Origin of the sequence: Kitasatospora sp. NPDC088779, from assembly GCF_040685395.1 — a bacterium.
Lineage (GTDB): Bacteria > Actinomycetota > Actinomycetes > Streptomycetales > Streptomycetaceae > Kitasatospora.
In genome coordinates, this window is sequence record NZ_JBFBHW010000005.1 from 265,484 (window position 1) to 292,335 (window position 26,852).

Genomic DNA, 26,852 nt, shown 5'->3' on the forward strand with positions numbered 1-26,852 from the left:
GGTTGCAGCCGCAAATCTGATGGTCAATCAGATTTCCTGCGAGTGCCGCGTTTCAGCTGCTGCAACCCTGCGGGTTGATGGTGGGGGAGCTAGTTATTATTTTCGTGCAAAATCGAGTGCTTGAGAGGCTGAAATGGAGCGGATTACTGATGGGCAGATTTCGCAACTGGTCAAGTTTGTATATGCTCGAATCCTCGGTGCCGATTCACTTCGAGAAGATGAAGCCCACCGCACGGCCACTGCGCTCCGTCTGATTACAGACAAGCAGGTTGCGGCTATTCGCTACTACCGCGCCTCTCCGCCTGAAACTGCTGCGGTATCTGAGGTTCACGCGACTGCCTCATGGAACCTTCTGGTCTCTGTCGCTAAAATCTGGCGAGACCATTCGGAGTTTCCGATCGGCGCCGCGATAGAAACGTTTGAATTTGAGGCCGAGAATCCTCTTATGCCGGCAAGCTGAACATGGATCGGTCGGTGGGGTGGCCTGAATGGGTAATCGCCAGCGATTCGGCTATCCGGAGAATTGCCTCGGCGTCCCAGTCTTAAGTTCAGTCGAACTAGATCCCATGCTAGAAGCCCCGCCGAAAAATCATCGGCGGGGCTTCTAGGCGTCTTGACGGCAGTAGTTGACGGCAACGTCAGCGGACGGGTGCTGCACAGAGTGGTGGGTCATCGCCGTCGTCGGGCCCGGCGGTGGCCTCTGAGGGGTTGTGGAGGACGCGGCCGAGGAGGTCGATGGCGTCGCGCTGGAGGTGGAGTCGGACGTGTAATGGTGACGTCGGGTATTGGAACTGTCCGAATGCCTGCGTGCAGAGTTGGGTGGAGCGGGCTCACAGGTAGTCGAAGAAGCGGGTCCACCAGGTTGGTGGGTGCTCGGGTGGGTAGTAGGCGGCGAGATTGCTGGTGCCGTTGTATCGGGTCCAGAGCAGGTGCTCGGAGACCGCGATGTAGCCGAGCGCTTCCACTTCGTCCTTGATGCGGCGCCGGTCGGCGGTCTCGAAGAGGAGGTTCTCTTCTTCCTCGTCGTAGCTGCCAGGGTTCCCCAGCGTCACGGTGACGAGGGCGCCGAAGTTGCTGACACGGATGGCGATGTGGTCGCCGCTGGCCGTCGCCGTGGTGGGAATGACGATCGTCCCGTGGTGGCTGGCGTCCTGGACGCCTCGATCGACGGAGCAGGTGCACTGGAACCGTTGATTCAGCCTGGCTGCGAGCTGGTCGAATCGGGCCCGGGTCGCGGCGTGGTCGTAGTTCTGAGGGAACTCCATGTGGTCGGGATCGTCGAGGTCCCTCAGCAGAGCCCAGATGTGCTGGTCATCGAGGGGCATGATCATCGTCTCCGTGTTGGTGGGTGTGGTTGATGCGGTGGCTGACTTCGGCGGCGTAGTTGGTCCAGTCGCCGGCGGAGAGTCGCTGCCAGGTGACGGCGACGTCTGTGTGGATGCCGAGGGTGCGGGCGAGGATCGCGGCGGGGATCTCGGTGGCGAGTTGGAAGAGTGCGGTGCTGCGGGCCTGGTTGGGGTGGATTCCGAGGTTGTTGAGCCGTTGGGCCAGTTGTGTGGTGCTGATCGGGCGTCCGGGTTGGCCGCCGGGGAAGAGCCAGGGCGATGGCGTCAGTGCCCCGATGGTCGCGTGACCTTTGCGGTTCGCGGTGACGGCGCGGGCGAGCGCGGCTACTGGTTCGGGCAGCTGGATAGGGGCTTGGCCGAGGTGGAGGCGCACTCCTTGAGCGTCGGCTTCGACGTCCGTGGTGGTGAGGCGGCTGATCGCTGCGGGTCTTTGGGCGTAGAGGAGGAGAAGCAGTCCGGCGAGGCGGTCTTCGGCTTTGAGAGCGCCGTCGTGCAGGAGTCGGCGTGCGGTGTCCCATCGGTGCTGGTCGTCCAGGGGCTGGGTCGGGCCGCTCCAGCGGTGGGCGGGGGCGTGGATGGTGGTCAGCTTGTTGGTGCGGGCCCAGCGGATGAAGTGGCCGGCGGTCTTGCGGTAGGTGGCGGAGTCGTCGGTGAGCCAGCGGTCGAGGTCACTTTGTCCGCAGGTGGCCAGGGCAAGGTTGTGGGTGGAGAGCCAGCTCAGGAAGGCGACGGCCGCGTGGGTGCGCTGGCGGATGGAGTTGAACTGCTGCAGCGTGGCGGGTTGGCCGTTGTTCTTGGCGCGCAGTCGCCTGACGAGGTGTCGGGTCGTATAGCGGTGGAGGAGTCTGCGCTGGTCGGGGTCCTGTTGGGAGGTGATCAGGTCGGCGAGGAAGCGTTCGGTGCGGGCCATGTGTTCGTCGCGTTCGGGCAGGGCGCCGGCGCTGACGAGTACCTGACGCAGGTGCGCGAGGGGCTGGGTGTCGGGCAGTTCGTCGAGGGCTTGGTGGGTGAGTGGACGTCGGCCTGCGGCAAGGTCGGCGAGGACCGGGGCGACGGAGGGCTTGTTCAGCCAGCGCCTGGCGGTGATGGGGTATTCGGCGGTGGCGATGTTGTGCCGGAGGGCCTGGAGCCCGGGGTGGAGGGTCGCTGTTGGAGGCCCCAGCAGCTCGTTGAGGCGCTGGTTGATCAGGCAGCGGGCGCACTGGCCCGGGTGCGGATGGTCGGGATCGGTGCAGGTGGGGCAGGTGTGCCAGACCTCGGGGGCGGTGCAGTCGGCGCAGAGGGGTTCGGCGAGGGTCCCGGAGATCACCGCTGAGAGGCGGCCGCAGGCCGAGCAGGAGGCGGTGCGGCGTTGACAGGTAGGACACCAGGGGCGACCGGTGGTGCGGGAGGTGCCGCAGGGTCTGTTCTCGCCGCAGATGGAGCAGGTCGCGGTGCGCAGAGCGGGGCAGCTCGGGCAGATCGGACCGTCTGGCGTGTGGGTGTTCACCAGACGTAGGCGGCCGCAGTTGATGCGGGTTTCGAGGTTCGCGGGGTCGGTGATCAGGCAGTTCGGACACAGCGGTCGGCCCTGGTCGTCGCGGGTGGCGGGTTCACGGTGGGCCCCACAGCGCGAGCAGTCCTGGAGGCGGCTGTGGGCGATGCAGGTGCGGCAGACCCGCTGACCATCGAGTGGCTTGTCGATGCGGACGACTCTGCAGCAGCGGGGACAGGCGGGTTGGACGACTCCGGCGATGCCCGCGGTGTGCAGGAGGTCGATCAGCCGCAGAATGGCGCGAAGGGGTGCGAGGTGCCCGTCCCCGGTCAGCAGGCCGGGATCGGTTTCCAGGGCCCAGGCGAGTTTCTGCTGGTAGGAGGGGCGTGGTGCCGAGCGGCGGACCGCGTCGGCTATCGCCCCGCGATCGGCGGCCGGGTCCAGAGCGCTGACCAGCGTCTGGATGACCGTGATCGGATCCCGGTCGTCGAGGTCCGGACACATCTTGCAGCGCGGCCGCCCGGCGCGATCCCGCGTCGCGACACGCCGGGTGTTTCCGCAGGCGCCGCAGGGCTCGGGCTGCGGTCCGCAGATCCAGCAGTACCAGTCCTGCCCACGGCGCTGGAGGGTTCGCATCGACTTGCCGCAGTCGGCGCAACAGGGAGGCGAGATGTGCGAGGCGCCTGCCTCGCGGAGCGCGATGAGCAGGTCACCGACGGCCCGGGGCGCCGGCGAGCGGCCGTCGGTCAACACGCCGGGACGCCCAGCCAAGTGGGACGCGAGACGGCGGGCCTTCGCCCGGCCGCCCGCGATGCCGGTGACCACGGTGCGGATCTGCTCGGTCCCCAGCTGAGGTTCGATGGCCGCGACCAAGTCCACGATCGTTCCGATCGGATCGGAGACCGCCCGATCAGGGTGTCCCGTGGTAGTCACGGTCGCTCGACACCACGGATGCGGGCCCGCTTGGGCCGAAGATCACCAACACCGGCCTCGGCGCCGACTGCCTTCTTTGTTCGGCTGGTTGCTCCGGCACCGGCCGCGGCCACGGGTTCGATGAGGTCGTCCATGGTGCAGTCCAAGATGTCGAGCAGGGCCATGAGGATCCTCAGGCTGAGCCGTTCAGGGCGCTCGACGACGAGTCGGTAGACCTGACTGGAGGACAAGGTGATGCCGCGTTTGTCCAGCAGCGGGATGAGGTCGGTGGTGGAGAACAGCCCTCGGTCGGCCATGACCTTGCGCAGGTGCCAGTGGTAGTCGAGCTTGGCGGCCATCAGCGGTCCTTGTCTGCGGAGGTGGTCGGCGCGAGCACGGGCGCGAGCGCCTTATGGAGCATGGTGTTCATGAAGTCGTCGCTGACGTGGGTGTAGATGGCGGTCGAGCTGTCGTTCTCGTGACCGACCTGCTGCTGGATGAAGCGGCGGTCGACACCGTCCTCGGTGAGGTGGGTGACATAGGCGTGACGGGCGGAGTGGGCGACCAACTCCTTCGGGAGCTTCAGCGCGTCTCGATAGGCGACGAACCGGGCGTTGATCTCCGCCGGCTTGATCCGGCCACCCCGCTCGGTCACCCACAGCGCGGGGTGTTCCTCGCAGCCGAACCGCGGCTGGACGTTCTCGACGTAGTCGGCGACGGCCTCCACCACCCAGTCCATCACCGACAGCACGTTCCGACGCCTGGGCGGCTGACCCTTCTTCGCTTTGCCGTAACGGACGTTGAGCGTGCCGTACCGGCCGAACTGAGGAGCCGAGGCATTGCGGCCGAAGTCCACCAGATCAAGCTTGGCCGCCTCGGTGCGGCGCAGGCCCCACCCGTAGATGACCTTGAACAGGGTGGCATCCCGGTAGGCGGCGAGGGCTCCCTTGCGCTTCGCGCGCACCGCCCGGTCGACCTGGTCGTCGGCGTAGTCGAGGAACCGCTGGATCTCTTCCCAGGTGAACGGCCTCGCCTCCGGCTTGCCCTCGTAGTCGTTCAAGTGGGCGATGGTGGTGAGGTCGGCCCAGGGCGCGGTACCGGTGTTGCCACCGGCCCGTCTCCCCGGACCGCCTACCCGAACCCGACGTGCCGATCTCCCGGCATCGGGCTCTCCACGTGCCTTGCCCAGTGGTCAGCCGCACGCGGCGGCCACCTCATTCAGAGTCCAAGGGGTCGCGATGGTGTTGCCGCGATAGCGGTAACGGGTCACCGCGACGCTGGATGCGCCGCTGAATACGACTCCCCGGTAGGCGAACCGCCACCCCTGATCACAGAAGCGACGACGGAGTTCGTTCATCCCGATCGCATTGCGCCCACTCTCGTACTTGCTACGAATCCAGCGCATGATCCGGCCCCAAGCGAGGCTGTCAACAGCGCCGAACACGTGCTTGGACACCGCGTATCGGAAATAGTTTGCCCACCCGCGCAGAGTCCGGTTGAGGCTGCTAAGCAGCTCGTCCAGGTCCATATGCCGGGTCGATCTGTACGTCTTCTCTTTCACCTTGTCCTTGATGGCCTGAACGGCCTTCTTGGATGGGGTGGTGTAGACGTATTGCTTCGACGTGCCTCGCTTCTGCCGTCTCCGGATGTGGAAGCCGAGGAAGTCAAAGCCCTCGTCAATGTGGACAACGCGTGTCTTCTCCTGCGACAGGCGCAGCCCCAATGGCGCGAGCACGTCTGCCACTACCTCGCGCAGGGCCTCGGCATGATGCCGCTGCCCCGACACGACCAGGACAAAGTCATCCGCGTAGCGGATGAGCTTCCAGATCCCGAGGCCGTGCCTCCTGCGCGTGCGCCGTTTTCCGTCCGTCCCCATCTCCTGCTGCCATTGCTGGTCGAAATGTTCGTCCAGCGCAGACAGGGCGATGTTGGCGAGCAACGGCGAGAGAATCCCGCCCTGCGGGGTTCCTGCGAGTGTTTCTTCCCTGTCGCCAGCGGTCGTCATGACCCCCGACTTCAGGAACGCCTTCACGAGAGCGCAAACGCCCTTGTCCTTGACTCTTCTCCGCAGACGGTCCATCAATGCCGTGTGATCGATTTCATCGAAGCAGGCTTTGATGTCCGCCTCCAATACCCACTCGTATCGACGCGGGTTAGAGGTGAAGAAGTGAATCTCGGAGATGGCGTCGTGTGCCCGTCGATTCGGGCGGAACCCATACGAACAAGGCTTGAAATCTGCCTCGAAAATGGGTTCCAACACTGCTTTGAGGCTTGCCTGGACTACCCGGTCAGCGACGGTGGGGATACCGAGTTTGCGCAGTTTCCCGCCCGCCTTCGGAATCATCACCTGTCGCACCTCGACCGGCCGGAACACGCCGGACTTCAACGAGTCCCGGATACTCTCCAGGAAAACCTCCACCCCGATCCAGGTCTTGATCTGGGCAACGGTCGCCCGGTCGATCCCTGGAGTCCGCGCTCCGACGTTGCTCGACACGCGTTCCCACGCGTGCATCAGGAACGCCGGATCGTAAACAAGGTTGAACAGATCACCGAATCGGCGGGTAGAGTCCTCACCCGCCCACTGGTGCAATTTGATCTGCATCCTCCGTACCGCGAAGTGCGCCGAATCTTCATCCGGCCACTGCACGGCGCTAGCATTCACCAGCGCATCTTCGGACATTACATACTCTCCTCAACTGGCACGCTGCCGCCCTTCCCCATGCTCCGGGCTTTCCCCGGGTCGGAGTACTACGGCGGCTCCGCCCCATACGAGCCTTCGGCAGGCATCACGCCTATCCCCATCCCGGCCGCTGGCTGCCGGCCGATGACGTGGAACGGTCCCGCATGGTTCCCACGTTCACTGCTGTCCGATCGACGGGTTAGGTACCCGGCTCTACCCCTGCGGCATCGCCACGGCTACGCCGTAGACATTCACCGTGGCCTCCTGACCCGAACTGGAAAGACCCGACCAGGAGTTCCTCGCCCAACGAAAGACGAGTGCGCACCGCTAACCAGCCCATATCCACCGGGTTTGAGCTGGTGCCACGTCAAGAGGTGTAACGACACCGGTTCCTCGCGTATACCTTCCCGTCTCGCTCACCGCGCTCGGCTCATCCGGCAGTTCCGAACCGACGCGACTTTGTCGAGGCTGCTCCCACCCTCCCCGGTGATCCCCGGGTCAGGCTGCCTCCAGCTTCATCCCGCCGCTACGACGGCGAGAAGATGGATGGTCTTGCACCTCCATTCGGAAACAACAGCGCCTCGTGGCGCACTTCCACTCATGGCAGATCGCCACCGGATGGGTGCCGAAGGCGTCCTCGCAGGCCACCGCCCAGCCGTAGCGGCCATCGATCAGGAACTCGCTGAACAGCCGCAGACTGCCCTGGTAGCTGCGGATCGTGGACGGCGCCAGGTGCTTCTCGCTGGTCAACCACAGTGACCACTCGTCCACATGCCCCGGCGTCCAGGCCCACGGGTACTCGTTGGTGTGCTCCAGAAACCGGCGCACGAGCCGTTCCCGAGGCGTGACCGTGTCCTCGCGCAGCCCGCGGGCGGCCTGCTGGGCCCGCCAGCCCCGCAGCATCGCCTCGACCATCGCGTCCTGCAGACGCAGCTGGACCACCCCGGAGACCAGCTCCAGATGCGCCGCCCCTGCCAGGTCGGCACGTCGCTGAAGACCCACTTCCGCCCTCCCTTCCAGAGGGCAAATCCTGCATCAGATGGGATCGGGCTGCCAAACTCCCAGCTCAGGCAGCCAAACTGAAGGAGGATCGAGCCCCCGTCAGACAGTGCTCTGACCTCGCAGCCTGCGGTTTCTCGCCCATCTGATGCAATTCCCGAGGGTTTGCGTAGACGGTGGCGGTGACGCCGATGTGGGCGTGGCCGAGGAGTTCTTTGATGACGACGAGTTCGACGCCTTGTTCCAGGAGGAGGGTCGCGGTCGAGTGTCGAAGGTCGTGGAAGCGGATCTGGCGGAGTCCTGCGCGGTGGAGGAGCGCGTTGAAGTGCCGGGTGAGGGTGGCTGGTTCGATGGGGTGGCCGTCGGGTCGGGTGAAGACGTGGCCGCTATCCACCCAGCCCGCGCCGGCCTTCTCCTTCTCCTGGGCCTGCTGCTTCCTGTGGGCGCGGAGTGAGAGCAGGCAGGGGGCCGGGAGGGCGATGCGGCGTTCGGAGCTGACTGTCTTGGCGGGGAGGGTGGTGAGGCCGCCGGTGCGGGTGCGCTGGAGGGTGCGGCGGATGCTGGCGGTTCCGCTGCCCTGGTCGAGGTCTTCCCAGCGCAAGCCAAGGAGTTCGCCCTTGCGCAGCCCGGTGCGCAAGGGCGACGAACAGCGCGTGGAGGCGGTGGCCCTGGGCAGCGGTGAGGAGGGCGCGGGCGACGTTGCGCGGGATCTCCTCCTCCCTGACAGCGCGTTCCAGAGCGGACTTGAGCACGGAGTGGATGTAGGCGAGGGTCGGCGGGGAGAGCCGCTTGCCGCAGCACGTGCCGGTGGTGCAGCAGCGGGGCTGGTCGCAGGCGGAAGCGAGGCCGCAGGTGCAGCACTGGCAGGTGGTGCCGAGTTGTCCCCGCGAGATGGGTGCAATCCAGGGTCACGGTCCAGCAGTCAGCCCGGGCGAGGTTCAGGGTTCGTGTGTCTACAGCGTCGAGGGGACCGCCAGCAGGCGCCCGGAGTCGGAGGCGCGGCCGATGCGAGCTCCGATGTGCCGCAGGGTGGGTGGGGCCGGCGGGGCTGCCAACTGTGCGCAAAGATGGGCGATTTACGCAAGGGCGGGCAGGTGGAGGTGGGGTCGTCCGGGTGGGGGGCGTGGGCGGTGTGGCGGGTGCGACCTGGGGTGGAGGGGGTTACGTCGCGGGCAGGACGCGGTGGGGGTGGGGGCGGGCCTAGCGTGGCGGTATGTCGACAACTTCTCGGTGGCGGAATGCTGTTCTGCTCGCCGTGCCCATTGCCGTCCTGGTTTCGCTGGCCGGTCCGCAGGCCGCGCTGGCGGCTTCCCCGACGGTCGGAACGCTCTCGTTGAGTGCGGCGGCCGAGGTGCCACAGGTACCGCAGGTGCCCGCGCCGACGACGCGACGGGCGATCGGTGCCACGTCCGTCCACTTGGTGGACAAGGCCCGGCACGACCCCTGGCGGGCGGACGTCGCCAGCCGTGAACTGATGGCCACCCTCTGGTACCCGGCGCAGTCCGCGCGCGGGGAGCACGGGGAGCAACTGCCTTACGTCTCGCCAGAGGTGTCGTCCGCCCTGTTCGGCACTCCGGCTGTCAGCGAGGTGCGGACGGGCGTGAAGGCCCGTACGGTGCCCGCGCCCGGGCGGCACCCCGTGGTGGTGCTCTCCCCCGGTTACGGCTACAGCCGCACCTCGCTCACCGCCCTCGCCGAGGACCTCGCGGCCCGGGGCTACGTGGTGGCCGCGCTGGACCACACGTACGAGACGGTCGTGCAGTTCCCCGACGGGCGGGTGGAGACCTGCCTGATCTGCGATCAGGTGGACGACCGGCGGGCGGCCGAGGTCACCCGCAGTCGGGCGAAGGACATCAGTTTCCTGATCGACAAACTGACCGCGCCCGGGCCGGGGCTGGTCCGCGGGTTGCAGGTCGACCGCTCCCGGATCGGCGCGGCCGGCCACTCGATCGGCGGCGCGAGCGCCGTCGAGGCGATGAGCGAGGACCGGCGGATCCGCGCCGCCGCCAACCTGGACGGCGACTTCTTCGCCCCGCTGCCCGCCGACGGCCTCGCCCGCCCGGTGCTGCTGCTCGGCGCCCAGCGGCACGCCGGCAGGCCCGCGACGGCCAACTGGGACGAGACCTGGCAGCGCCTGACCGGCTGGAAGCGCTGGCTGGACCTGCCGGAGGCCGGCCACCTGTCGTTCTGCGACATGCACTGGCTGGTGGACTCCCTCGGCGTCCGTGACCAGCTGCCGCCCGACACCACCCCGGAGCAGTACGGCACCATCAAGGGCGACCGCGCGCTCGCCGCCACCCGGGCGTACCTCGGCGCGTTCTTCGACCGGCACCTGCTCAACCGCCCGAGCCGACTGCTGGACGGGCCCTCGACGGCCTTCCCGGAGGTTCGCTTCGCCAAGTAGCAAGTGGCGATTAGCGAGTGGCAAATGGCGGGTGGCGGGTGGCGGGTGGGCCGCAAACCGCGCGGCGGGCCGGGGCACCCGATCAGGTGATTCGGCCGCCGCAGGGCCGTGACCTGCGGCGAATCGGGGCAGTCCTCCGGCGCAGCCGCCATCCGCGGCGGTTCCCCGGACACTCTGGAGTGACGACATGCGACGGATCAGCAAGGCGCTCGGCGCGGTGGCCCTGGCCGCGGTGGTGGCAGTGGCGGTGCCCGGCTCGGCCCAGGCGGCCACCGGTCAGCTCCGGGTCGGCTTCAAGTCCTACAACAACCCCTCGGGTTGCTACGGCAGCGACATCTGGCCCCTCATCGTCGAGAACCGCACCGACAAGTCCGCCCAGGTCTACGACCAGCCGGGCTGCGCGGGGTCCGTCATCGCTGTAGTACCGCCGGGCGAGAGCGGGACGTTCGAATTCGGCGCGAGCGTGAAAATCGACTGACCCTTCCGGACACGCAACGAGGCCGGTCGACCCGACGTGATGCCGGGTCGACCGGCCTCCTCGGTTCGCTCCCGTCGTCACCGGGGCGGCGACATCATGACGTGTTCATGCGAATGGGCCGATACGCAGGTGGATCGCAGGGGAACTGTCTGCGGAGTCCCGTCCCCCACCCAGGAGGTCCCCTCATGAAACGACTGCTCCTCGCCGCCGGCATGGCCACCGCCGTCCTGAGCCTGACCGGTGTCGGCGCCGCCGGCGCGGCCGACGGGGCCGACGGGGGCGTGCACGGCGCCCCGGGCAAGCGGGTCGGTGGAGTGATCCGGTGCGATGAGGTGAGCAGCGAGCCGCCGAACGTGTTCGGCCGCTCCTGCGACAGCACCACCTGGGGCCCGCTGAGCGACTTCGTCGTCATGGACCGGACGACGCGCGCGGCGTACCAGTGTCAGACCGGCTGGGCCGAGGGCTCCCTGTGGGTGAACGGCCAGAACTGCCGCCCCATCCCCGCCTGATCGGCGGTCGGCTCCGGATGTCGGCGCGATCGACACCCAGTCGCCACTGTGGAACCAGAACGGCCGGTCGGCTGTCGAGTCGACCGGCCGTTCTGCTGCGGCGAATCGGCACAATCCTTTGACCAGCAGCGATCCACCCGAGCGCCAGGCCAGCAGCGATCTACCCGAGCCCTGGACCAGCAGCGATCCACCACCGCACCGGATCAGCCGCCCAGGGCGCCCTTCAGCCAGGGGGCGATCACGGCCATCGCCTCGCCGAAGCGCGAGATGGCGCAGTGGCCGGTGTCCGTGATCAGTTCGACCCGGGTGTCCCGGCGGCCCTGGAACACCAGGGTGTCGTCCAGGGGGACGTGGACGTCCTCGGTGCCGTTGACCACCAGCATCGGCCCGTTGGCGTCCTGGTCCAGCAGCGGGCGCAGGTCGAAGGCCGCGAAGGCCGCGTCGAGCTCGGCCCTGCTCGGCGCGGCGTCGAAGCCCAGGGCGTTGCCGACGATGCCGTCCATGCCGAAGGCGAAGCCGCGACCGGGAGCGAAGGAGCGCTCCACCGGGCCGCCGAGCACCACGGAGGCGTCCACCGATCCCGTCAGTCCGGTCCGGGCGGAGTAGTAGCCGCCCATCGAGATGCCGAAGTGGCCGACCTTCCCGTTGCCGGCCGCGCGGGCGAAGGAGACCAGTCCGGCGATCACCTCGGCCCCGCCGTCCAGGGTCATCGGCAGGTGGGCGGTCTCGCCGGTGCCGGGGAGGTCGAACAGCAGCAGCCGCGCCGGCAGGGTGAACGCGAGCTGCTCCCACATGCCGTGCAGGTCGGTCTTCCAGGAGTCCACGCCGCCGCTGGCCAGCACGACCGGCGCGTCGGCGGGCAGGCCGGGGGCGGCCATCAGGTGGATCGGCAGGGTGGCGTCGCCGCCGCGGTACGGGACGGTGAGCGTGCGGCGCTCGAACTGCACCGGGAAGCCGGGTGCCGCGAGGACGTACTGCTCGACCTGGCGGGCGAGCGCGGTGCGCTTCGGCTCGTCGGCGAGCGAGGGGAACTTGGCCCAGCCGTACGCCTGCGCGGCCAGGCGGTGGCGCCCGGCCTCGGCGTGCCGGGCGGCGAGGGCGGACCACTCGTACACCCAGCCGCCGGGCCGGTCGGGCCACATCTCGGTGACGGCGGCGCGGACCGCGTCCACCTCGTCGGCGGGGAGGCCGAGGGTCATCTGCGGGTAGCGCTCGACGAACAGGTCCTGCGGGTCCAGGGGCCAGGTGAAGGACATAGTGGTGCCTCCTGCTGCGCTTAAAGCCGGGACGCTTGCATTAGTGACTATGCGCCCGAGCGGCGCCTAATGCAAGCACTCTTGCGTTAATGTGGTGGCCGAGGTGATCGACACATGACCGAAGAAGGGCCGGAGCCGACGCCGGAGCCGATCCGCCGCCGCCCGGGCGGCCGTGCCGCGCGCGTCCGCCAGGCCGTCCTGGCCGCCGCCACGGAGGTGCTGGCCGAGGAGGGCATCGACCGGCTCAGCATCGCCGGGGTCGCGGCCCGCGCAGGGGTCAACGAGACCACGGTGTACCGGCGTTGGGGCAGTCGGGAGAAGCTCGTACTGGACGCCATGCTCACCGGCAGCAACGAAGGCATCCCCGTCCCCGACACCGGAGCCGTCCGCACCGACCTGGCCGCCTTCGCCCGCGCGCTGGCCGGGTACCTCGCCACCCCGACCGGCCGGTCCGTCGCCCGGGCGGCCGCACTCAGCTCCGACGACCCCGACCTCGCCGAGGCCTGGCAGACCTTCTGGCAGTCCCGCCTCGACCAGGCCGGCGTCATCGTCAGCCGAGCCGTCGAACGCGGGGAACTCCCGACGGACACCGACACGGCCCTGGCACTGGAACTGCTCTGCGCCCCGCTCCAGACCCGCTGCCTGCTCGGCCACCGCCCGATCGAGCCGGATCTGCCGGAGCGCTTGACGGACATTGTGCTGGACGGCCTGCGGGGAGGAACCAAGGGCTGACCCTCAGCCGCCGGGAGCCGGCCCCGCCGGGGCAGCGCCATCCCCGAGGGCCCCTCGAAACCACGAGGAGGCCCCCCGGGGCCTCCGGACAGCGAAGAGGCCGGTCGATCCGACGTCATGTCGGCTCGACCGGCCTCTTCATGGTCCGACGACCTGTGACTCGTCCGCTGCCGCATGCGGATCGACCCATCGCTGAGCCGTGAGGTCCTGGGCGAGGTCCGGCCCGCGGTGAAGTCGACAGAGCAATCGTCAATCTCCAACGGCAGTGGATACGGCGGTTCGAGCGTGGCGCCCCACAGTCCCGTACGCGGCGGTACGGCGGATGTCCAGGTCGGCAGGCGTGCCCCAAGTGAGGCCCTCAGCAGGAGCCGGGTGGCGGTTCGGCGGTGCCGCAGCGACCGTGGCTCACACAAGGCATCAAGGCCCGGGACAGACAGGGTTCAATCCTGTGAGGTCAGCAAGTCGAATGCGCCTCGGATGATGGCCTGGCCTTTCAGCGCCATGGCGACCTTGTCAGGGGCTGTACCGGCGTCCGAGACCATCAGGCTGGTGACCAGAGTGCGGTCGTCGCTCGTGTGTGCCAGGTAGTTCAGCGTGATGACGCCGGGTTCGCTGCCGCCTTTGTACCAGACGGTCGGGAATCGGGACGGGGCCAGATTCAGTCCGTCGTCGTTAAGGGTGAGTGCGTGCTCGATCTCGGGCTGGTCGAACCGCCACAGCGCCGCGTAGGCGTTGCAGATGTCGATCGGTGAGGCGAACCATTCGATCTGGTCGATCTTCCTCGGCTGGGGCCAGGTCTCGCGAACGTCGGGCAGGGGGAGTCGTTCAAGCTCCCGCAGCGCGGCGGAGCGGTGGTGTTCGGGCAGTGCCAGGTACTCGTCCGCGCGGGCCGGGTACTGGTTGGCCTTGAGTTGGAAGAACGCCTTGGTGGTCAGGCACGGAATGTTCGCTCGGGGCTGCTGGTGGCCGAACAGGTCCATTTGGTGCGCCACCGCGTCATGGCCGAGCCGGTGGATGAGGTGGTCGGTCGCGGTGTTGTCGCTGAGGGAGATCATGCAGTCGGCGGACTCGGCCATCGTGACCGCGGTGCCGGCCGGGTAGTCCTGCAGTCGGCCCGAGGGCAGGCTCTTGTGGTCATCGCGGATGACCAGCGATTCGTCCCAGGACGCTCGTTGTTCGCTGACGGCCTGCGCGAGCGCGCCCAGCACATACAGTTTGAACGCCGAGCCGATCGGCCGCTGGGTGTCGGCGCGCACACCGTGCACCAGCTCGCAGCGCCCATCCGGGCCGATCCGCGATGCTGCGAACGACACGCGGGCTCCCAACTCGGCCAGCATGTCGTCGACTTGGGTCCACGAAGAGAGCGGCGCCGCGTCGGGAGTGAGGCTCACATCATTCACCAGGCCCGAGGGAGCCACACACACCCGTAGAAGGTAGTCACCGTCACGGCCACTGACCGCCGCCTGCGCGTGATCCCGACCCGACTCGACGATCTTGTTCAGGGTGAGCGGACCCAGTTGGTGCAGCACTGCGTTGAAAGCGTTCAGACCACCGCTGGCAGCCAGGAGTGGCGCCGCTATGTGGTCGTGGATCTCGGTGTCCGTCATCGGCACCCGGGCCGAGGCGTCCACAAGCCAGCCCACCTGGGCCTGGGCGGTCGGCGGTGGCGCGTCCGTACCGGGATTTTCGATCATTTTTGCCCCCTCCGCAGGGTAAGAGCCGAGGGAGGCGGTCCCGCTCTCGGCGATCGATTCAACTCTGCTGCTGCGAACCATACTTGTTCACGCGAGACCACGGGTTCCGGGAACCTGCTGGTGGATGGTCCCCACCGCGTCGACGTCGAATACAAGCCCCTGGCCGCCGGGCCGGTGCATCGCCAGGCCGGGCCGGGTTGCCGCCGATGTTGCCAATGTCGCCGATGTTGCCGATGTCGCCGATCTTCATATCAGCCCGCTGTCCGCGAGTGTCACACGCTTGTCGTCCCACCCCGATCACCCGGTGACGCCGTCGATTCCCCGCACAGGGTGGTTCTTCCGGAAACGCTCCCTTCGACAGCGCCCCCTCCGACAAGGTCCCCTCCCGGGAATTCGCCGACCGCGCTGTCCTGCGCAGCAGAGGGTTACCTGATCTTCGTCAGCGTCGATGTCGCGGGGAAGGACGTGGCGGCCCGGAGGTTCACCGTCTTCAACGTGTCGCCGATGAGCGTCCACTGGAAAGCGATCGAGGACATCACCTACCCCGGCAGGCTCCGCGACGACCTCCAGCGATTCGGCCGCGCCCCCTTCCGCTTCGCCCGGCCCCTGTCACCGCTCACCTGCCAACACCCGTCCCTCACCGGCCCAGGCACGTCGGCCTCACGGTTGGACGGCCGCCCGAAGACCCGGACGCAGCAGGGGAATGGGCGTTCGGTCGATGCCGCTGCGTCATCCGGGTGGACGGCGGGCGGTGTTCGGATCTCGGTGTGCCGCGGCGCGGGCTCCCTGGAGGTAGGGATGGTCTGCGCTGCCGGGTGGCAGCGGTTCGAAGAACCATGAACGGAGTGCTGGCCACAGATGATCAGGAAGCGCAAGGAACGGACCGGTGGCATGATCGCGCTGCCGCAGGCACCCGCCGTCTGCCCCGCAGGCGGGCTGTCGAAGAACGGACAGCGGGGGTGGGTGCGGGTCGGTGCCGCGCTGTCGCTGGGCGGCGTGCTGACCGCCGGGGCGATCGCGCCGACGCCCGCCCAGGCGACACCCCGGCAGAACCAGCAGGTCACCGACTTCTCGACGCCGGGTGACAGCTCGTACGTGATCACGCCGAACGTCACCTCCCTGCAGATCGAGGCATGGGGCGCGGGTGGCGGCGGCGCGGGCGGCGGCGGCGGGGCCGGTGGCGGCGGAGGAGGAGGCGGGGGTGGTACCGGCCTGTCCATCACCACCCGCACCGACGGCGGCGACGGGGGCCGCGGCGGCAATGCCGGGGGCGGCGGCGGGGGTGGGGCCGGCGGGGGCGGCGCCTACACCAAGTGCGTGTTCCCGCTGGACGAGACCCAGCCCCTCACCGTGACGGTGCACGTCGGATCCGGGCGGGTCGCCGCACGTGACGGCGCCGGCGGCCCCGGTGGGACGGGAGGCACCGGGGGGACAGAGGGAACCAACAACCTCGGCGTCAACGGCGGCAACGGCACTACCGGCGCCGGCGGCACGCAAGGCGTCTTCGGCGGGGACGGCGGCGAGTCACGCGTGTTCTTCCGGGGAGGTGTTCCGCCTCACACCCTGGAACTGGCGTTCGCCGGCCCTGGCGGCGGCGGCCACCAGGGCACCGGAGGGCGGCCCGGCGGCGCGGGCGGCGGAGGCGGTGGAGGCAGCATCCTGACCAGTTCGAACGGCACACCCGGCGCGAGCGGCGCCAACGGCAACGGTGGGACGGGCGGGACGGGCGGAGCACCCGCCACCCGGCCGGGAGCAGTGTGCCCCGAGGGTTCCGCGACGACGTTCTTCGGCGGCACCGCCGGTGGCGGCGGCACGGACGGCACGGGCGGAAACAACAGGGTGACAACCGGCGCGGGCGGGCCGGGCAGCACGGCCGGCGGGGTGCCGACCGGCCCCGCCGCTCCGGTACCGGGAGTCGGTATCGGCGGTAACGGCGGCACCGGCGGGACCGGCACCACCGGTGGATCAGCAGGTGCCGGTGGAACCTCCGGCATCGACCCCACAAAGGGTGGCGCCGCCGCGGCCGCCGGTGCGGGCGTGGCAGGCGCGGCGGGCGGCAACGGCTTCGTCAGGATCACCGCGATCCTGAGCTAGGACCGACAGGCCCACCGGGTCCGCACCGCGACGATCGCGCCGCGATGCGGACCCGGTTCCGGCACCCCGGGGTGTGGGCGGTCGTGTTCAGCACGACCGCCCACACCCGCGCACCAGGCCCCCGGGCGGGAGATGTCTTTCAATTCAGCAACCCTCGGCCCGCACACGGAACCTTTCGCGCACAACCCGCTCCCGAGGACGCGTCCGCCAGCCCGCGCTGTCGCTCACTCACGAACTCGGCCACGCCGCAGAGCGTGGGGGCAGGCGCACCGGGACGGCAGGCATCCGCTCGTGCCACCAACGGCCCAAACCCCATGACCCGCGTCCCCTGTATGGCCGGGGGCGCGTACCCGCGCCCCGGCCGGCTCGTTGAAACGCAGGTGAGCACAGCACTGCCGCCAGCGGGCCGTCACCGCCCCGCGCCGGCACCCGGCCGGTACGACGCGACCGGGAAGTCGATCACCGCCGGCGCACAGCCTGCGGCCGAAACGGCCCTGGCCCCGTCCTGCGAACCGATCTACGCGGAGCTGGCCGCCGCGTGGCGGGCGATGGACAGGACGGTGCCCGGCCAGCCCGACCCGCTCTGGGACACCCTGGTGGCGAGCGGTACGGGACGACACTCACGGGGGTGGTATCCACGTCCGTCGGCAGCGTGACCTGCGAGGCCACTACGGCTTGACGCGGGTTGTGCGTGCACGGTGCCCTGGCCGCGGCAGTGCCGTTCCCGGGTCGTGCGGTCGAAAGACCCCTGCTGACGACGCGTGATCGAGCCGGTCTCGTCAGAGGAGCTCAACAGGGCTGGTGACCGTGGTGGGGGTGTAACCGGCTCCCTGGATCTTGACTGAGGCGGTTCCCGCCCCGACCACCCAGCTACCGGTGCCCCCGTTCGGGTTCACGGAGATGACCACCGTCTTCGGCTGACCGGTGCAGGTGTACTTGGTGGCGAAGTTGGAACCAGTTGCGCCGCTCGGCTGCGTCAACGAGGCCACGATGCGCAGCTTCCCCACCGACACCGAGCAGTTGTAGGTGAACCCCACGCCGGCAGCGTTCCCCACATAAGTGACGAGGGGAAAGATATCGATGGTGACCGGGAACGGGGTCGCGGCCGCGGCCTGAGCCGTGGGAGCGCAGAGTCCCGCGAAAGCGAGGGCGCCGGCCATCAAACCGGTGGCAGTCTTCAGCGATCCCATAGTGATCTCCATCTCTGTGCATGCTTCCTGGAGTCTCACGCTAGGACTCGGCCAGACACAGCTGCCCGCCGAACTGCTCCATTCGGCCTTGATCCCCTGGGCGTTGAAGCTGAGAGGTCGCGCAGCCTGCCGGCCACCGCCGGCCACCCCGACACGCACCTCGGGGCCGCCACGCTGATGATCCTGCACCACGGCGCGACGAACCGCAGCCGTTTCACCGCGCCCCAGGCCGTGCGTAGCGCACTGTCCGCGGCGGTGGCCCACGTGCTGGAGCAGGCCGCTCCGGGAGCCGCTGCGCCCTGACAGGGGTGGTGCGGGGTGGCTGTGGCGGCGTGGTCCGGTGTTCGTCGCGGGTGGTGGTGCGGCCCGGGAACCTGGGGTTCCCGGGCCGCGTGTTCCGTCGGCATCCGGCATCCGGCATCCGGTGTTCGGCCGTGGGTCGTCCTGGCCGGTGCCGTGTTCCGGGCTTACCTGGTGCCGTTGCTCCGGCGCTTGCGGGTCTGGACGAACCAGGTCAGTAGTGCCCCCACGGCCAGGAGCCAGCCTCCGGCGATGCCGGCGGTCCGCACCTGGGTGCCGGCGTGGGCGAGGGCGATCCCGCCGTTGGGGTGGTCGCCCCAGCCGCCGTGGCCGCCCGGGTTGTGGCCGTCGCAGCCGCCGTGGTCCTGGTCCTCGCAGGGGGTGGCGACGATGGTGACGGTGTTGCTGGTCGCCGTCACCGGGGTGCCGTCGGGGGTGGTGCCGGTGACGGTAGAGGTGTCGGTGATCTTCCCGGCCTGCACGTCGGACTCGGCGGTGGAGTACGTCGCGGTGCAGGTCGTGGACGCGCCCGGGGCCAGGGTGGTCACCGGGCAGGAGACGGCCGGCGTGCCCGGGCCGGAGTCCGTCACGGCGAGCGAACTGATCGTCGTGTCAACGGTGTTGGTGACGGTGAAGGTGTAGTGCAGGGCCTGTCCGGCGGCGGAGAACGAGGTCTCCTGGACGGCCTTGACGATCTTCAGCCCGGCGAAGGGCACGGTCACCTTGTTGCTGGTGGAGGTGATGTTCTGGCCACTGGGGGTGGTGCCGGTGACCTGGCCCTGGTCGGGCACGTTCTGGGCGGCGACGTCGGCGGCGGTGGTGACGTACGTGGCCTGGCAGGTGGTGGACTGGCCGGGCGCGAGCTGGTTGGTTCCGCAGCCCGAGACGGTGACGCCGGGCGTCAGGTCGGTCACCGTCACGTTGGTCAGTGCGATCTGGGCAGAGGCGTCGGCGGACAGGTCAGCGCCCGGGTCCCGGACCTCTTGCCCGCGCCGTTCGCGGGCGAGGCGGCGGCGGGCCTGACGGACGCCGTGTCCCGTGTCGGGGAGGAGGCCAGTGCCGCGCCTCCTCCCCAGCCCGCCGTCATGCCGATGACCGCCAGCCCGATCGCCGCGGCGAGAGCGCCGCGCGATGGGCCGCGTCTGATCCCTGCCATACCGCCTCCGTTCCAGTCGGGCGTGATCACTGGAGGGCCCCACGCCACAGCATTCCAATGACACTGAGTGCCCACATGAACACTCCAAGTGGCGTGGCATGGGTCGGCTCGCGCGGGCGATCCGCACCCGAACCAGTCGGCGGCGGCCTGATGTCGGCCACCTGGCCCCGTCGCGGCCCCCTCGCGTGGCGCCCGTGCTCCGGCGGCCCGCAGCCTGATAGCGCCAAGGCAGCCCCCGCGCCACCTTCCGGAAGGACTCCCGCATGAGCGCACTGACCAGGTTCGAGACGCCCGAACCGAACGAGGACGCACTCGTGGCCGAGATGATCGAGGCCATGAACCGGCAGCAGGAGAAGGACTACCCGCCCGGCGCCACAGGCCGGGCCGCCCACGCCAAGCACACCGGGCTCGTGAAGATCACCTTCGCGGTCGAGCCCGACCTGCCGGCCAACCTGCGCGTCGGCGTGTTCGCCCGGCCGCACACCTACGAGGGGTGGCTGCGCTTCTCCAGCGGCAACGGCAAACCGCAGTCCGACGACGTCAAGGACCTGCGCGGCGCCGCCATCAAACTGCACGACGTGCCCGGCGAACGCATCCCCGAGAGCGACGAGCCCACCACCCAGGACTTCATCCTGCTCAACACCCCCGCCATCCCGCTCGGCACCGTCAAGCTGTTCCACGACGTCATCACCCTCGAACCGGCCAAGTTCGCCGCCAAGATGCTCACCAGCCACCCGCACGTCCTCGCCGGCCTGGCCAAGGCGGTCATCACCCCCACCTCACCCGCCGACATCCACTACTGGAGCAACACCGCCTCGCTGCTCGGCCCCGACCAGGTCGTCAAGTACGTCCTCGTGCCGACCTCGACGTACACCAGCCCGGGGCGCGAGAAGCACCAGGACCACTACCTCGGCGACCACCTCCAGGAGCACCTCACCCAGACTGACGCCACCTTCGACTTCATGGTCCAACTGCGCACCGACCCCGACACCATGCCCGTCGAGGACATCGCCGTCGCATGGGGCACGGACCAGGCCCCGCTGGTGAAGGTCGCCACCGTCACCATCCCCCGGCAGGAGTTCCGCACCGCCGCCCGCAACCAGCTCGCCGAGGAACTCACCTTCAGCATCGCCCACGCACTCCAGGACCACCGGCCGATCGGCGCCGTCGCCCGCGCCCGCATCCGCATCTACGGCCAGATGGCCACCTGGCGCCACCAGCGCGACCAGCGCACCAAGACCACCTGACCCACGACCAGCGCAGCCACGCCCAGCGGCAGCCACGGTGACCGCACGCCCGCCAGGCCGGCCGACACCACATCTCCGACTCGATGCGCAGAGCATCGGCACGACGCGCAGCCTCACGGGCAGGGCCGCGTCCGCCATGTCCCCCTCGCTCACCGCTACTCCCTTGCTGGTCCCTCTACATGGGATAGAGGGACCAGCAAGGGAACACCTCGCAGCTCTGCCTGCGGCGACTGCCTCGACCTGCCCGCCGCCCCGGCGCTCGTGGCCGAGAACACGTGGGCCGGGGCCCACGCCCGTTACACCGTCGCCCCACTCCTGAGCGCCCACTCGGCGCGACGGCCGGGCCGCCCGCCCGCTATGACCTCGACAAGCCGAACGGCCCGCCGGATGAGGTGAATTCGGCGGACCGTCACGAAGTGTGAGGCTAGTGGGAGGTGGAGCGGGCGGCGTCCTCGATGAGGTGGGTGACGGCCGCGGGGTGGGAGATCATCGCGACGTGTGAGCTGTCGACCTCCACGGTGTGGGAGCCGGCGCGCTTGGCCTCGAAGCGCTCCACGTCCGCGCCCAGGGTCTTGTCCTGGGTGGCGATCATGGCCCACGAGGGGATCGTGTGCCAGGCGGCGGCGCTGGCGGTGGAGGCGAAGGTGGCGGCGGTGACGGGCCGCTGCTCGGCCGCCATGAGGTTGGTCTCGGAAGTGGGGACGTCGGCTGCGAAGACGTCGTGGAACCGGGCGGGATCGATGTACAGGTCGGTCCCGCCGGTGCCGTCGGCGTTGGCGTACGGGACGGGCTTGAGCGCGGGCTGCAACTGCGCCTGAGTGGACCTCGCGGTCAGCGCGCCGAGGACCTCTCCCTTCTCGGGCATCAGCGCGGCGATGTAGACCAGTGCCTTGACCTGGGGGTTGCCGGCGGCGGCCTGGGTGATGACGGCGCCCCCGTAGGAGTGGCCGACGAGCACGACCGGCCCCTGGACGCTCTTGAGGACGCTGGTGAGGTAAGCGGAGTCCTCGGGCAGTCCGCGCAGCGGGTTGGCGGGAGCGATGACGGTGTAGCCGTCGTGCTGGAGGCGCTTGGCCACGCCGTTCCAGCCGGAGGCGTCCGCGAACGCTCCGTGCTCCAGCACGACGGTCGGCTTCGCCTTGGCCGGGCCGGAGTCGGCCGACGCGAGGGGGGTCAGGGTGGCCCCGAGAAGGGCTGCCCCGACTGCCGCGAGGGCCACGGTACGTACACGGACACGGCGATTACGCATGATGTTCCTTAGGGAGGAGATGACCTGGCCGGGAAGGCGGCCGGGCGTAGGGGGAAAACGGTGGGTGCGCAGCGTGGCGCGCACCGCCGTCGGTCAACGGAAGCGGCTACTCGACGGCCGGAGGGGCCGGGATGTTGCCGTGGGCCGGCTTGGAGTGCGGGCGGCAGGCGTGGGTCCGCTCGACCAACCCCGGGAGGCGGTCCGGCGGTTCGACGCGTGGCGTCACCTTGATGCCGTTGCCCGTGGCACGCGGGGCAGGGCGCCGCACCTGGGGGCGGTGCCGCCTGCTCAGCCGATGTGGTGCTGGTTGAGCCAGGTGAGGGTGTGGTCGGCGAGTTCGGTCCAGCCGTGGTCGACGGTGAGGGAGTGGCCGCGGTCGTCGAAGCGGTGGTAGTCGGTGACGGCGGGGGACTTGCGGTACTGCTTGTGGGTGGAGCGGGTGAGGACGTCGGGCACGGTGTGGTCGAGTTTGCCGGAGAGGAGGAGGAGCGGTCCGCGGTTCTGGTTGTGGGTGTCGACCTTGGCGGGGGAGTGCGGGGCGAAGTTGCTCAGGGCGAGTTGGAAGAGGGGGCGGGCGGGGCTGGGGATGGTCCATTCGTCGAAGAGCTGGTCGGATTCCTGCTGGGAGACGGCGTTGGCGAACGCGTAGCGGAACTGCTCGGGGTTGAGTGAGACGGCGCGCTTGGTGTTGCCGGGGTTGCGCAGGAAGGCGAAGGCGGACTTGGCCTGGGCGGGGCCGACGGCTTTGACGCCCTTGATCTGGCCGGGGCAGATCGCGACGGCGGCCTGGGCGAGGTTCTGGCCGAGGAGGTGTTGGGCGATGAAGCCGCCGACGGAGTGGCCGACGAGGACGGGCGGGGTGTCGAGGTCGCGGATGATGCGGGCGTGGTGGGCGGAGATCTCGGCGAGGCCGATTCCGCCCTGGGGGTCGGGGTTCCTACGGGCCTGGGCGACGGTGGCGGGGACGCCGGGCCATTCGGGGAGGATCGGTTCGTAGCCGGCGTCGCGGAACCGGTCGGCCCAGCCCTGCCAGCTCGTGGAGTGCAGCCAGAGGCCGTGGATGAACATGACCGGGGTGCGGTTGCTGGGCATGGCGGGGTCTCTCCTGGCGAAGGGGGGTTCGGGGGTCTGGGGTGGTGGCCGGCCGGGGCACGGCGGTCCAGCCAGTGAAGTAGAAGAAGCGTTCTCTCTGCCAACTCAAGGTAGAACGTTCCTTCTGTTAGCGTCAAGTCATGACGACGAAGGACTCCAGTCCGCCCCGGGAGCGCATCCTGGCCGCGGCGATGCGGCTCTTCTACGCGCAGGGCGTGCGCGGGGTGGGCATCGACCAGCTGATCCGCGAGTCGGCGGTCGCCAACGCGACCTTCTACCGGCACTTCCCGTCCAAGGACGAGGTGGTCCTCGCCTACGTCCGCGAGCACGACCGGGCGTTCCGCGAAGCCGCCGCGGCGACCGGGCGCTCCCCGCGGGAGACGGTCGAGGCCCTGTTCGCGGGGATCGCGGAGCAGTTCTGCGCACCGGGTTTCCGCGGCTGCCCGCTCATCAACGCCGCCGCCGACTACCCCGACCCGCACCATCCCGTCAGCCAGGCCATCCAGGAACACATGGACTGGTTCCGCGCGCGGTTGCTGGAACTCCTCACCGCCGTCGGCCACCCGGACCCGGAGGGCGCGGCCGACACGCTGCTGATCCTGCGCCACGGTGCGATGAACCACAGCCGCTTCACCACGCCCCAGGCCGCACGGAGCGCGCTGTCCGGGGCGGTGGCCGCCGTCCTGGAGCAGGCCCACGCGGGAGCCGACGCGCCCCGGACTGGCCTGCCTCGACGTCGACTGTCCTCAATGCCGCGACAGGAGGCAGCCGGCCGGTTCTCGGACGATGGGTCGCCGGTCGCGACCCGGTGATGTCCGTGACTGTCGAGTTGCTCAACCGGTCCGAGGTCACACGGGTGTTCGGTGATTTCGCGCGTGCTTCACCACACCACCACCTAACCCACCCCACCCCACAAACCCCACCTGACCAGCCAAAGCACCAACGGCCCCTCGCAACCAAGCGAGGGGCCGAACGCATGCATCGACAGCAAAACGGCCGGTCAACCCGACATACTGTCGGGTTGACCGGCCGCATTGGGTCGGTTGACCTATGTGCGCGAGGGGGGAGTTGAACCCCCACGCCCTTTCGGGCACTGGAACCTGAATCCAGCGCGTCTGCCTATTCCGCCACCCGCGCATCTGGGTGATGTGGAATAGCTTAGCCCATCCGCGGGGGTGCTCCGAACCAGGTGGGAGGCGTCAGCGGGCGAGCTGCTCGACGATCCAGTCGACCAGCACGCGGGAGACGTGGCTGTGCTCGGTGTTGGCGTCGTCGAACTTCACGGCGTCCAGGTGTGCGTTCTCCAGGGCGGCGTCGGTGATCGCGGCGGCCGGGTCGACGTCCCACTTCACCGGGTCGAAGTCCAGCGCCACCGCGCTGACGGCCGGGACGAAGGTGCCGCTGCGGTACTCCTCGGAGATCTTCGCCTTGAGGGCGGTCGCGACCTTGCCGAAGGAGTCCAGGGTGCCGCCGGGGACGGCGTCCAGCGCCGGGACCTCGGTGGTGGTGCTGCGGCGCACTGTGAGGGCGAGGTGCATGCCGCCGACCGGCTGCTTCTCGCCCTTGTTCGGCTGGAAGCGGGCCGTGGCACTGGCGAACAGGGCCTGCCAGTCGAACGCCACCTCGCCCGCCGGCAGCGGGAGGCCGACGCCGTCGCGCCGACCGTTGGAGACACCGAGCTTGCGCGGGATCTGCGGGAAGTTGCCGACCCGGTCGAGATCGGCGAGGAACTCCTTGCGCAGCCGGCTGGAGGTGGCCACCGGGCCCTCGTACTTCGAGTTCTCGACCCACGCCCAGAGCAGCTGCTGGGCGGCGGGGCTGCGGATCAGGTCGGCCTGCTTGACGCCGTCCGGGCCGGCCGGGGTGAAGCCCTCGAAGAAGTAGGCCATCTGCTGGAGGATCAGCGGGATCCAGGCGCCGTTGTGCGGGGAGTCGAAGGAGAGGTACGTCGCCGTCTCGTGGTCCACGGTCGCCGTCTCCAGCTTGGCGAGCGCGTAGCGGGTGATGATGCCGCCCATGCTCACCCCACCGACGGTCAGCCGCTCGTCGCCCTTGCGCTCGGCGATGGCCCGGAGGATGGCCGCGATCGCGACCTCGGCGTTGGCCTGGATGTGGGTGTGGCGCTCCGTGAAACCGACCAGGACGATGTCGTAGCCCGCACTGAGCAGTTGGTCGAAGAGGCCCGGCCCGCCGTCGGCGACGGTGTTGAAGTAGGCGAAGAGGCCAGGGAGGTCGCTCGGGCCGTAGTTGAAGCCGTCCGCGAAGAGGAACGGCTTGCGGAGGCCGAACTTCGGGTTGGCGTAGTAGACCGCCGCCTGCCCGGTCGCCGTCTGCCCCTCGTAGGGCGAGCCGGTCAGCTCCCACGTCACGTCGGCGGCGCGACCGGCGACCTCGCCCGACAGCGCGCTGGTGAACCAGACGCCGGGCGTGAGCGAGTTGGCGATCTCCGCCAACTCGGCCTTGCTGGGCTCCGCCTGACCTTCACTGAGGGCCGTCGGCGCTACGTCGATACGGGGTTCTGGTGCCATGACTGCTACCGCCTCTGTTGGGTCGAACAGGGACCACTCGTGCACTGCGGGTGACTGTAACTGCACAGTTACGCACCGCATCGACAGAACACGCAGAGTGGTCGAAGTTGTTCGAGAGGGGTTGCCAGGCGATCGGAACTGACCGGTCAGGCAGGGAAGTCCCCGGCCCGGACGGCGGCGATGAAGGAGTCCCAGGAGGCGGCGGGGAAGACGAGGGCCGGGCCGTCGGGATCCTTGGAGTCACGGACGGGGATCACGTCGGGAAGGAACCCGGGGGCCACCTCGATGCACTCGCCCCCGTGATCCGCGCTGTAGCTGCTCTTCCGCCACCCGGTCACGCCGGGCTCGCTGCTCGTCATACCGATACCTCTCCATTGCGTCGGCGATCAGTGCACGAGAGTCGCCCACCGAGAGTACATCTCCGCGCAGAAAGTCAAGATCCCGCCGGTGCTCCGCAATGATTGACGGTGCATCACTGAAGTGCCCTCGATAGAGACTCTCCGAGTAGACCCACTCCTTCCCATCCGGCATCTGCAGCAGGAACACGGACGTAGCAGGAAGCCGGGTGCTCGGGAGATTGAAGGGCGCCACCTGAATGCTGATGTTCGGCCGCTCACCCAGGGCGAGAAGGTGCTCCATCTGCTTCCACATCACTCCGGGGCCGCCGTAGACACTGCGGATGGCGCTCTCATGGAGGACCACGAGCAACATCGGGCCATCGGACGCCAGGAATCGATCCTGCCTGCTCAGTCGCGCTGCGACTCGCTCAGCCACCAACTCCGGATTCTCACGGCCGCTTCCGTTCGAGAAGACCGCATGCGCGTACTCCTCGCACTGCAATAGGCCATTGATTCGGTGGTACTGAAATACCCGAATCGCCACGGCCTCCTCCTCCAGCTCCACGTACTTCTGGAACCAGTCAGGGTGCTCGATGTCCGCATGCCAGTCCACCCGCTCCCACAGCCGAACCAGCAGGCCCCCCATGGCGAGTGCAGCGTCAACTCTCTCCACGGTGTCCCGATCCATCGGCCGCCTGCCGCCCTCCCAGCGGGTGATCGCCGTCCGGTGACAGTGCAGGAGTCTGCCCAGGCCTTCCTGCGTGTAGCCAGCCTGCTCCCGTGCAAAACGAAGCGCTTCGCCGAACATCTCCGCCGGGCTAGACGTAGGTCCGCTCTCAAGACGCCGATGTGCCACGCGTTTCCCCCTCAGGTGCCACCGCTCTCTCCACACGGATTTGGTCGCCACCGTAACTCCGGCACCCCGATGATTGATACCTGAGAGCGATCTTTTGCGTGCATAGCGTTACGTCGCACTCCCTTCGCACGCCCCCATCCGCCCCCTGAGGTGCCCCGCCATGCTCAAAATCCGTACCGCTCCCCGCCCCCGCACGTTCGCCGCGCGCCTGGACTCCCGCACGGAATCCACCCCCGTCGCCCGGCAGTTGCTCCGCGCCTACCTCGCCGCCCTCCCCACCGGCGACCGCTACCGCGACACCGCCGAACTCCTCCTCGG

Annotated in this window: 23 protein-coding genes, 1 tRNA gene and 1 pseudogene; 8 read left to right on the plus strand and 17 right to left on the minus strand. The window is 69.0% G+C overall.

Annotated elements, in window-relative coordinates; all coding sequences use genetic code 11:
* Positions 1–133: 133 nt before the first annotated feature.
* On the plus strand, positions 134–460 hold the full coding sequence (locus tag AB0P03_RS06755; RefSeq protein WP_363627982.1) for a hypothetical protein: 327 nt from the start codon (positions 134–136) through the stop codon (positions 458–460).
* A 370-nt stretch (positions 461–830) separates the two neighbouring features.
* On the opposite strand, the gene AB0P03_RS06760 is transcribed toward AB0P03_RS06755, so the two are convergent.
* The 7 genes and pseudogenes from AB0P03_RS06760 to AB0P03_RS06790 form a co-directional block, all read right to left on the minus strand.
* Positions 831–1,325 carry a hypothetical protein gene (locus AB0P03_RS06760; RefSeq protein WP_363627983.1) on the minus strand — a complete coding sequence of 165 codons (495 nt, stop codon included), beginning with the start codon at positions 1,323–1,325 and terminating at the stop codon, positions 831–833.
* A complete protein-coding gene (locus AB0P03_RS06765; RefSeq protein WP_363627984.1) occupies positions 1,312–3,699 on the minus strand; it encodes a site-specific integrase in 2,388 nt (795 codons plus the stop codon). Before AB0P03_RS06765 ends, AB0P03_RS06760 begins: the two co-directional genes overlap by 14 nt.
* 50 nt (positions 3,700–3,749) lie before the next feature.
* Positions 3,750–4,091: a helix-turn-helix transcriptional regulator gene (locus AB0P03_RS06770; protein ID WP_363580306.1), complete on the minus strand. Its 342-nt coding sequence runs from the start codon at positions 4,089–4,091 to the stop codon at positions 3,750–3,752.
* The gene (locus tag AB0P03_RS06775) at positions 4,091–4,792 is read right to left on the minus strand and encodes a tyrosine-type recombinase/integrase (RefSeq protein ID WP_363627985.1); all 702 of its coding nucleotides are present in this window, start codon (positions 4,790–4,792) and stop codon (positions 4,091–4,093) included. Before AB0P03_RS06775 ends, AB0P03_RS06770 begins: the two co-directional genes overlap by 1 nt.
* Before the next feature lie 132 nt (positions 4,793–4,924).
* Positions 4,925–6,412, minus strand: coding sequence for a group II intron reverse transcriptase/maturase (gene ltrA, locus AB0P03_RS06780; protein WP_363627986.1), 1,488 nt, complete (start codon positions 6,410–6,412; stop codon positions 4,925–4,927).
* Between the two features lie 498 nt (positions 6,413–6,910).
* Entirely contained in the window at positions 6,911–7,414 is a 504-nt protein-coding gene (locus AB0P03_RS06785) for a hypothetical protein (RefSeq protein ID WP_363627987.1), read from the minus strand.
* Positions 7,415–7,478: 64 nt separating this feature from the next.
* Positions 7,479–8,292 (minus strand): annotated as a pseudogene (locus AB0P03_RS06790) (site-specific integrase); the annotation flags it as partial.
* A gap of 374 nt (positions 8,293–8,666) precedes the next feature.
* Between AB0P03_RS06790 and AB0P03_RS06795 the strand changes: the two are divergent.
* The 3 genes from AB0P03_RS06795 (at position 8,667) to AB0P03_RS06805 (ending at position 10,802) form a co-directional block, all read left to right on the plus strand.
* Positions 8,667–9,815, plus strand: coding sequence for an alpha/beta hydrolase (locus tag AB0P03_RS06795; RefSeq protein WP_363627988.1), 1,149 nt, complete (start codon positions 8,667–8,669; stop codon positions 9,813–9,815).
* 187 nt (positions 9,816–10,002) lie between these two features.
* The gene (locus AB0P03_RS06800; protein ID WP_363618786.1) at positions 10,003–10,293 is read left to right on the plus strand and encodes a hypothetical protein; all 291 of its coding nucleotides are present in this window, start codon (positions 10,003–10,005) and stop codon (positions 10,291–10,293) included.
* Between the two features lie 185 nt (positions 10,294–10,478).
* Positions 10,479–10,802 (plus strand): hypothetical protein, encoded by a 324-nt coding sequence (locus AB0P03_RS06805; protein ID WP_363589160.1) that lies wholly within the window; start codon positions 10,479–10,481, stop codon positions 10,800–10,802.
* Between the two features lie 203 nt (positions 10,803–11,005).
* Here AB0P03_RS06805 and AB0P03_RS06810 read toward each other — a convergent pair whose 3' ends face one another.
* Positions 11,006–12,058 carry an alpha/beta hydrolase family protein gene (locus AB0P03_RS06810; RefSeq protein WP_363627989.1) on the minus strand — a complete coding sequence of 351 codons (1,053 nt, stop codon included), beginning with the start codon at positions 12,056–12,058 and terminating at the stop codon, positions 11,006–11,008.
* A 114-nt stretch (positions 12,059–12,172) separates the two neighbouring features.
* Here AB0P03_RS06810 and AB0P03_RS06815 point away from each other — a divergent pair, with 114 nt between their 5' ends.
* Positions 12,173–12,790 (plus strand): TetR/AcrR family transcriptional regulator, encoded by a 618-nt coding sequence (locus AB0P03_RS06815; RefSeq protein ID WP_363627990.1) that lies wholly within the window; start codon positions 12,173–12,175, stop codon positions 12,788–12,790.
* Between the two features lie 440 nt (positions 12,791–13,230).
* On the opposite strand, the gene AB0P03_RS06820 is transcribed toward AB0P03_RS06815, so the two are convergent.
* The gene (locus tag AB0P03_RS06820; RefSeq protein WP_363627991.1) at positions 13,231–14,484 is read right to left on the minus strand and encodes a serine hydrolase; all 1,254 of its coding nucleotides are present in this window, start codon (positions 14,482–14,484) and stop codon (positions 13,231–13,233) included.
* 858 nt (positions 14,485–15,342) lie between these two features.
* Here AB0P03_RS06820 and AB0P03_RS06825 point away from each other — a divergent pair.
* The gene (locus AB0P03_RS06825; RefSeq protein ID WP_363589152.1) at positions 15,343–16,578 is read left to right on the plus strand and encodes a hypothetical protein; all 1,236 of its coding nucleotides are present in this window, start codon (positions 15,343–15,345) and stop codon (positions 16,576–16,578) included.
* A 779-nt stretch (positions 16,579–17,357) separates the two neighbouring features.
* Here AB0P03_RS06825 and AB0P03_RS06830 read toward each other — a convergent pair.
* Together AB0P03_RS06830 and AB0P03_RS06835 are read right to left on the minus strand one after the other, a co-directional pair.
* The gene (locus AB0P03_RS06830) at positions 17,358–17,768 is read right to left on the minus strand and encodes a hypothetical protein (protein ID WP_363589150.1); all 411 of its coding nucleotides are present in this window, start codon (positions 17,766–17,768) and stop codon (positions 17,358–17,360) included.
* A 467-nt stretch (positions 17,769–18,235) separates the two neighbouring features.
* A complete protein-coding gene (locus AB0P03_RS06835) occupies positions 18,236–18,982 on the minus strand; it encodes a hypothetical protein (protein WP_363627992.1) in 747 nt (248 codons plus the stop codon).
* Between the two features lie 505 nt (positions 18,983–19,487).
* Here AB0P03_RS06835 and AB0P03_RS06840 point away from each other — a divergent pair.
* On the plus strand, positions 19,488–20,471 hold the full coding sequence (locus AB0P03_RS06840) for a hypothetical protein (RefSeq protein ID WP_363589146.1): 984 nt from the start codon (positions 19,488–19,490) through the stop codon (positions 20,469–20,471).
* A gap of 424 nt (positions 20,472–20,895) precedes the next feature.
* Here AB0P03_RS06840 and AB0P03_RS06845 read toward each other — a convergent pair whose 3' ends face one another.
* The gene (locus AB0P03_RS06845) at positions 20,896–21,720 is read right to left on the minus strand and encodes an alpha/beta hydrolase (protein ID WP_363589144.1); all 825 of its coding nucleotides are present in this window, start codon (positions 21,718–21,720) and stop codon (positions 20,896–20,898) included.
* A 288-nt stretch (positions 21,721–22,008) separates the two neighbouring features.
* Entirely contained in the window at positions 22,009–22,812 is an 804-nt protein-coding gene (locus AB0P03_RS06850) for an alpha/beta hydrolase (protein WP_363627993.1), read from the minus strand.
* A gap of 140 nt (positions 22,813–22,952) precedes the next feature.
* Between AB0P03_RS06850 and AB0P03_RS06855 the strand changes: the two genes are divergently transcribed.
* On the plus strand, positions 22,953–23,624 hold the full coding sequence (locus AB0P03_RS06855; RefSeq protein ID WP_363627994.1) for a TetR/AcrR family transcriptional regulator: 672 nt from the start codon (positions 22,953–22,955) through the stop codon (positions 23,622–23,624).
* Positions 23,625–23,865: 241 nt separating this feature from the next.
* On the opposite strand, the gene AB0P03_RS06860 is transcribed toward AB0P03_RS06855, so the two are convergent.
* The 4 genes from AB0P03_RS06860 to AB0P03_RS06875 all read right to left on the minus strand — a co-directional run bounded on the left by AB0P03_RS06860 (position 23,866) and on the right by AB0P03_RS06875 (position 26,486).
* Positions 23,866–23,949, minus strand: a tRNA-Leu gene (locus AB0P03_RS06860).
* A gap of 62 nt (positions 23,950–24,011) precedes the next feature.
* A complete protein-coding gene (locus AB0P03_RS06865) occupies positions 24,012–25,340 on the minus strand; it encodes a hypothetical protein (protein ID WP_363627995.1) in 1,329 nt (442 codons plus the stop codon).
* 146 nt (positions 25,341–25,486) lie between these two features.
* The gene (locus AB0P03_RS06870) at positions 25,487–25,621 is read right to left on the minus strand and encodes a DUF397 domain-containing protein (protein WP_363627996.1); all 135 of its coding nucleotides are present in this window, start codon (positions 25,619–25,621) and stop codon (positions 25,487–25,489) included.
* On the minus strand, positions 25,581–26,486 hold the full coding sequence (locus AB0P03_RS06875) for a helix-turn-helix transcriptional regulator (RefSeq protein ID WP_363627997.1): 906 nt from the start codon (positions 26,484–26,486) through the stop codon (positions 25,581–25,583). The genes AB0P03_RS06870 and AB0P03_RS06875 overlap by 41 nt, the downstream gene beginning before the upstream one ends.
* Between the last annotated feature and the right edge of the window lie 366 nt (positions 26,487–26,852).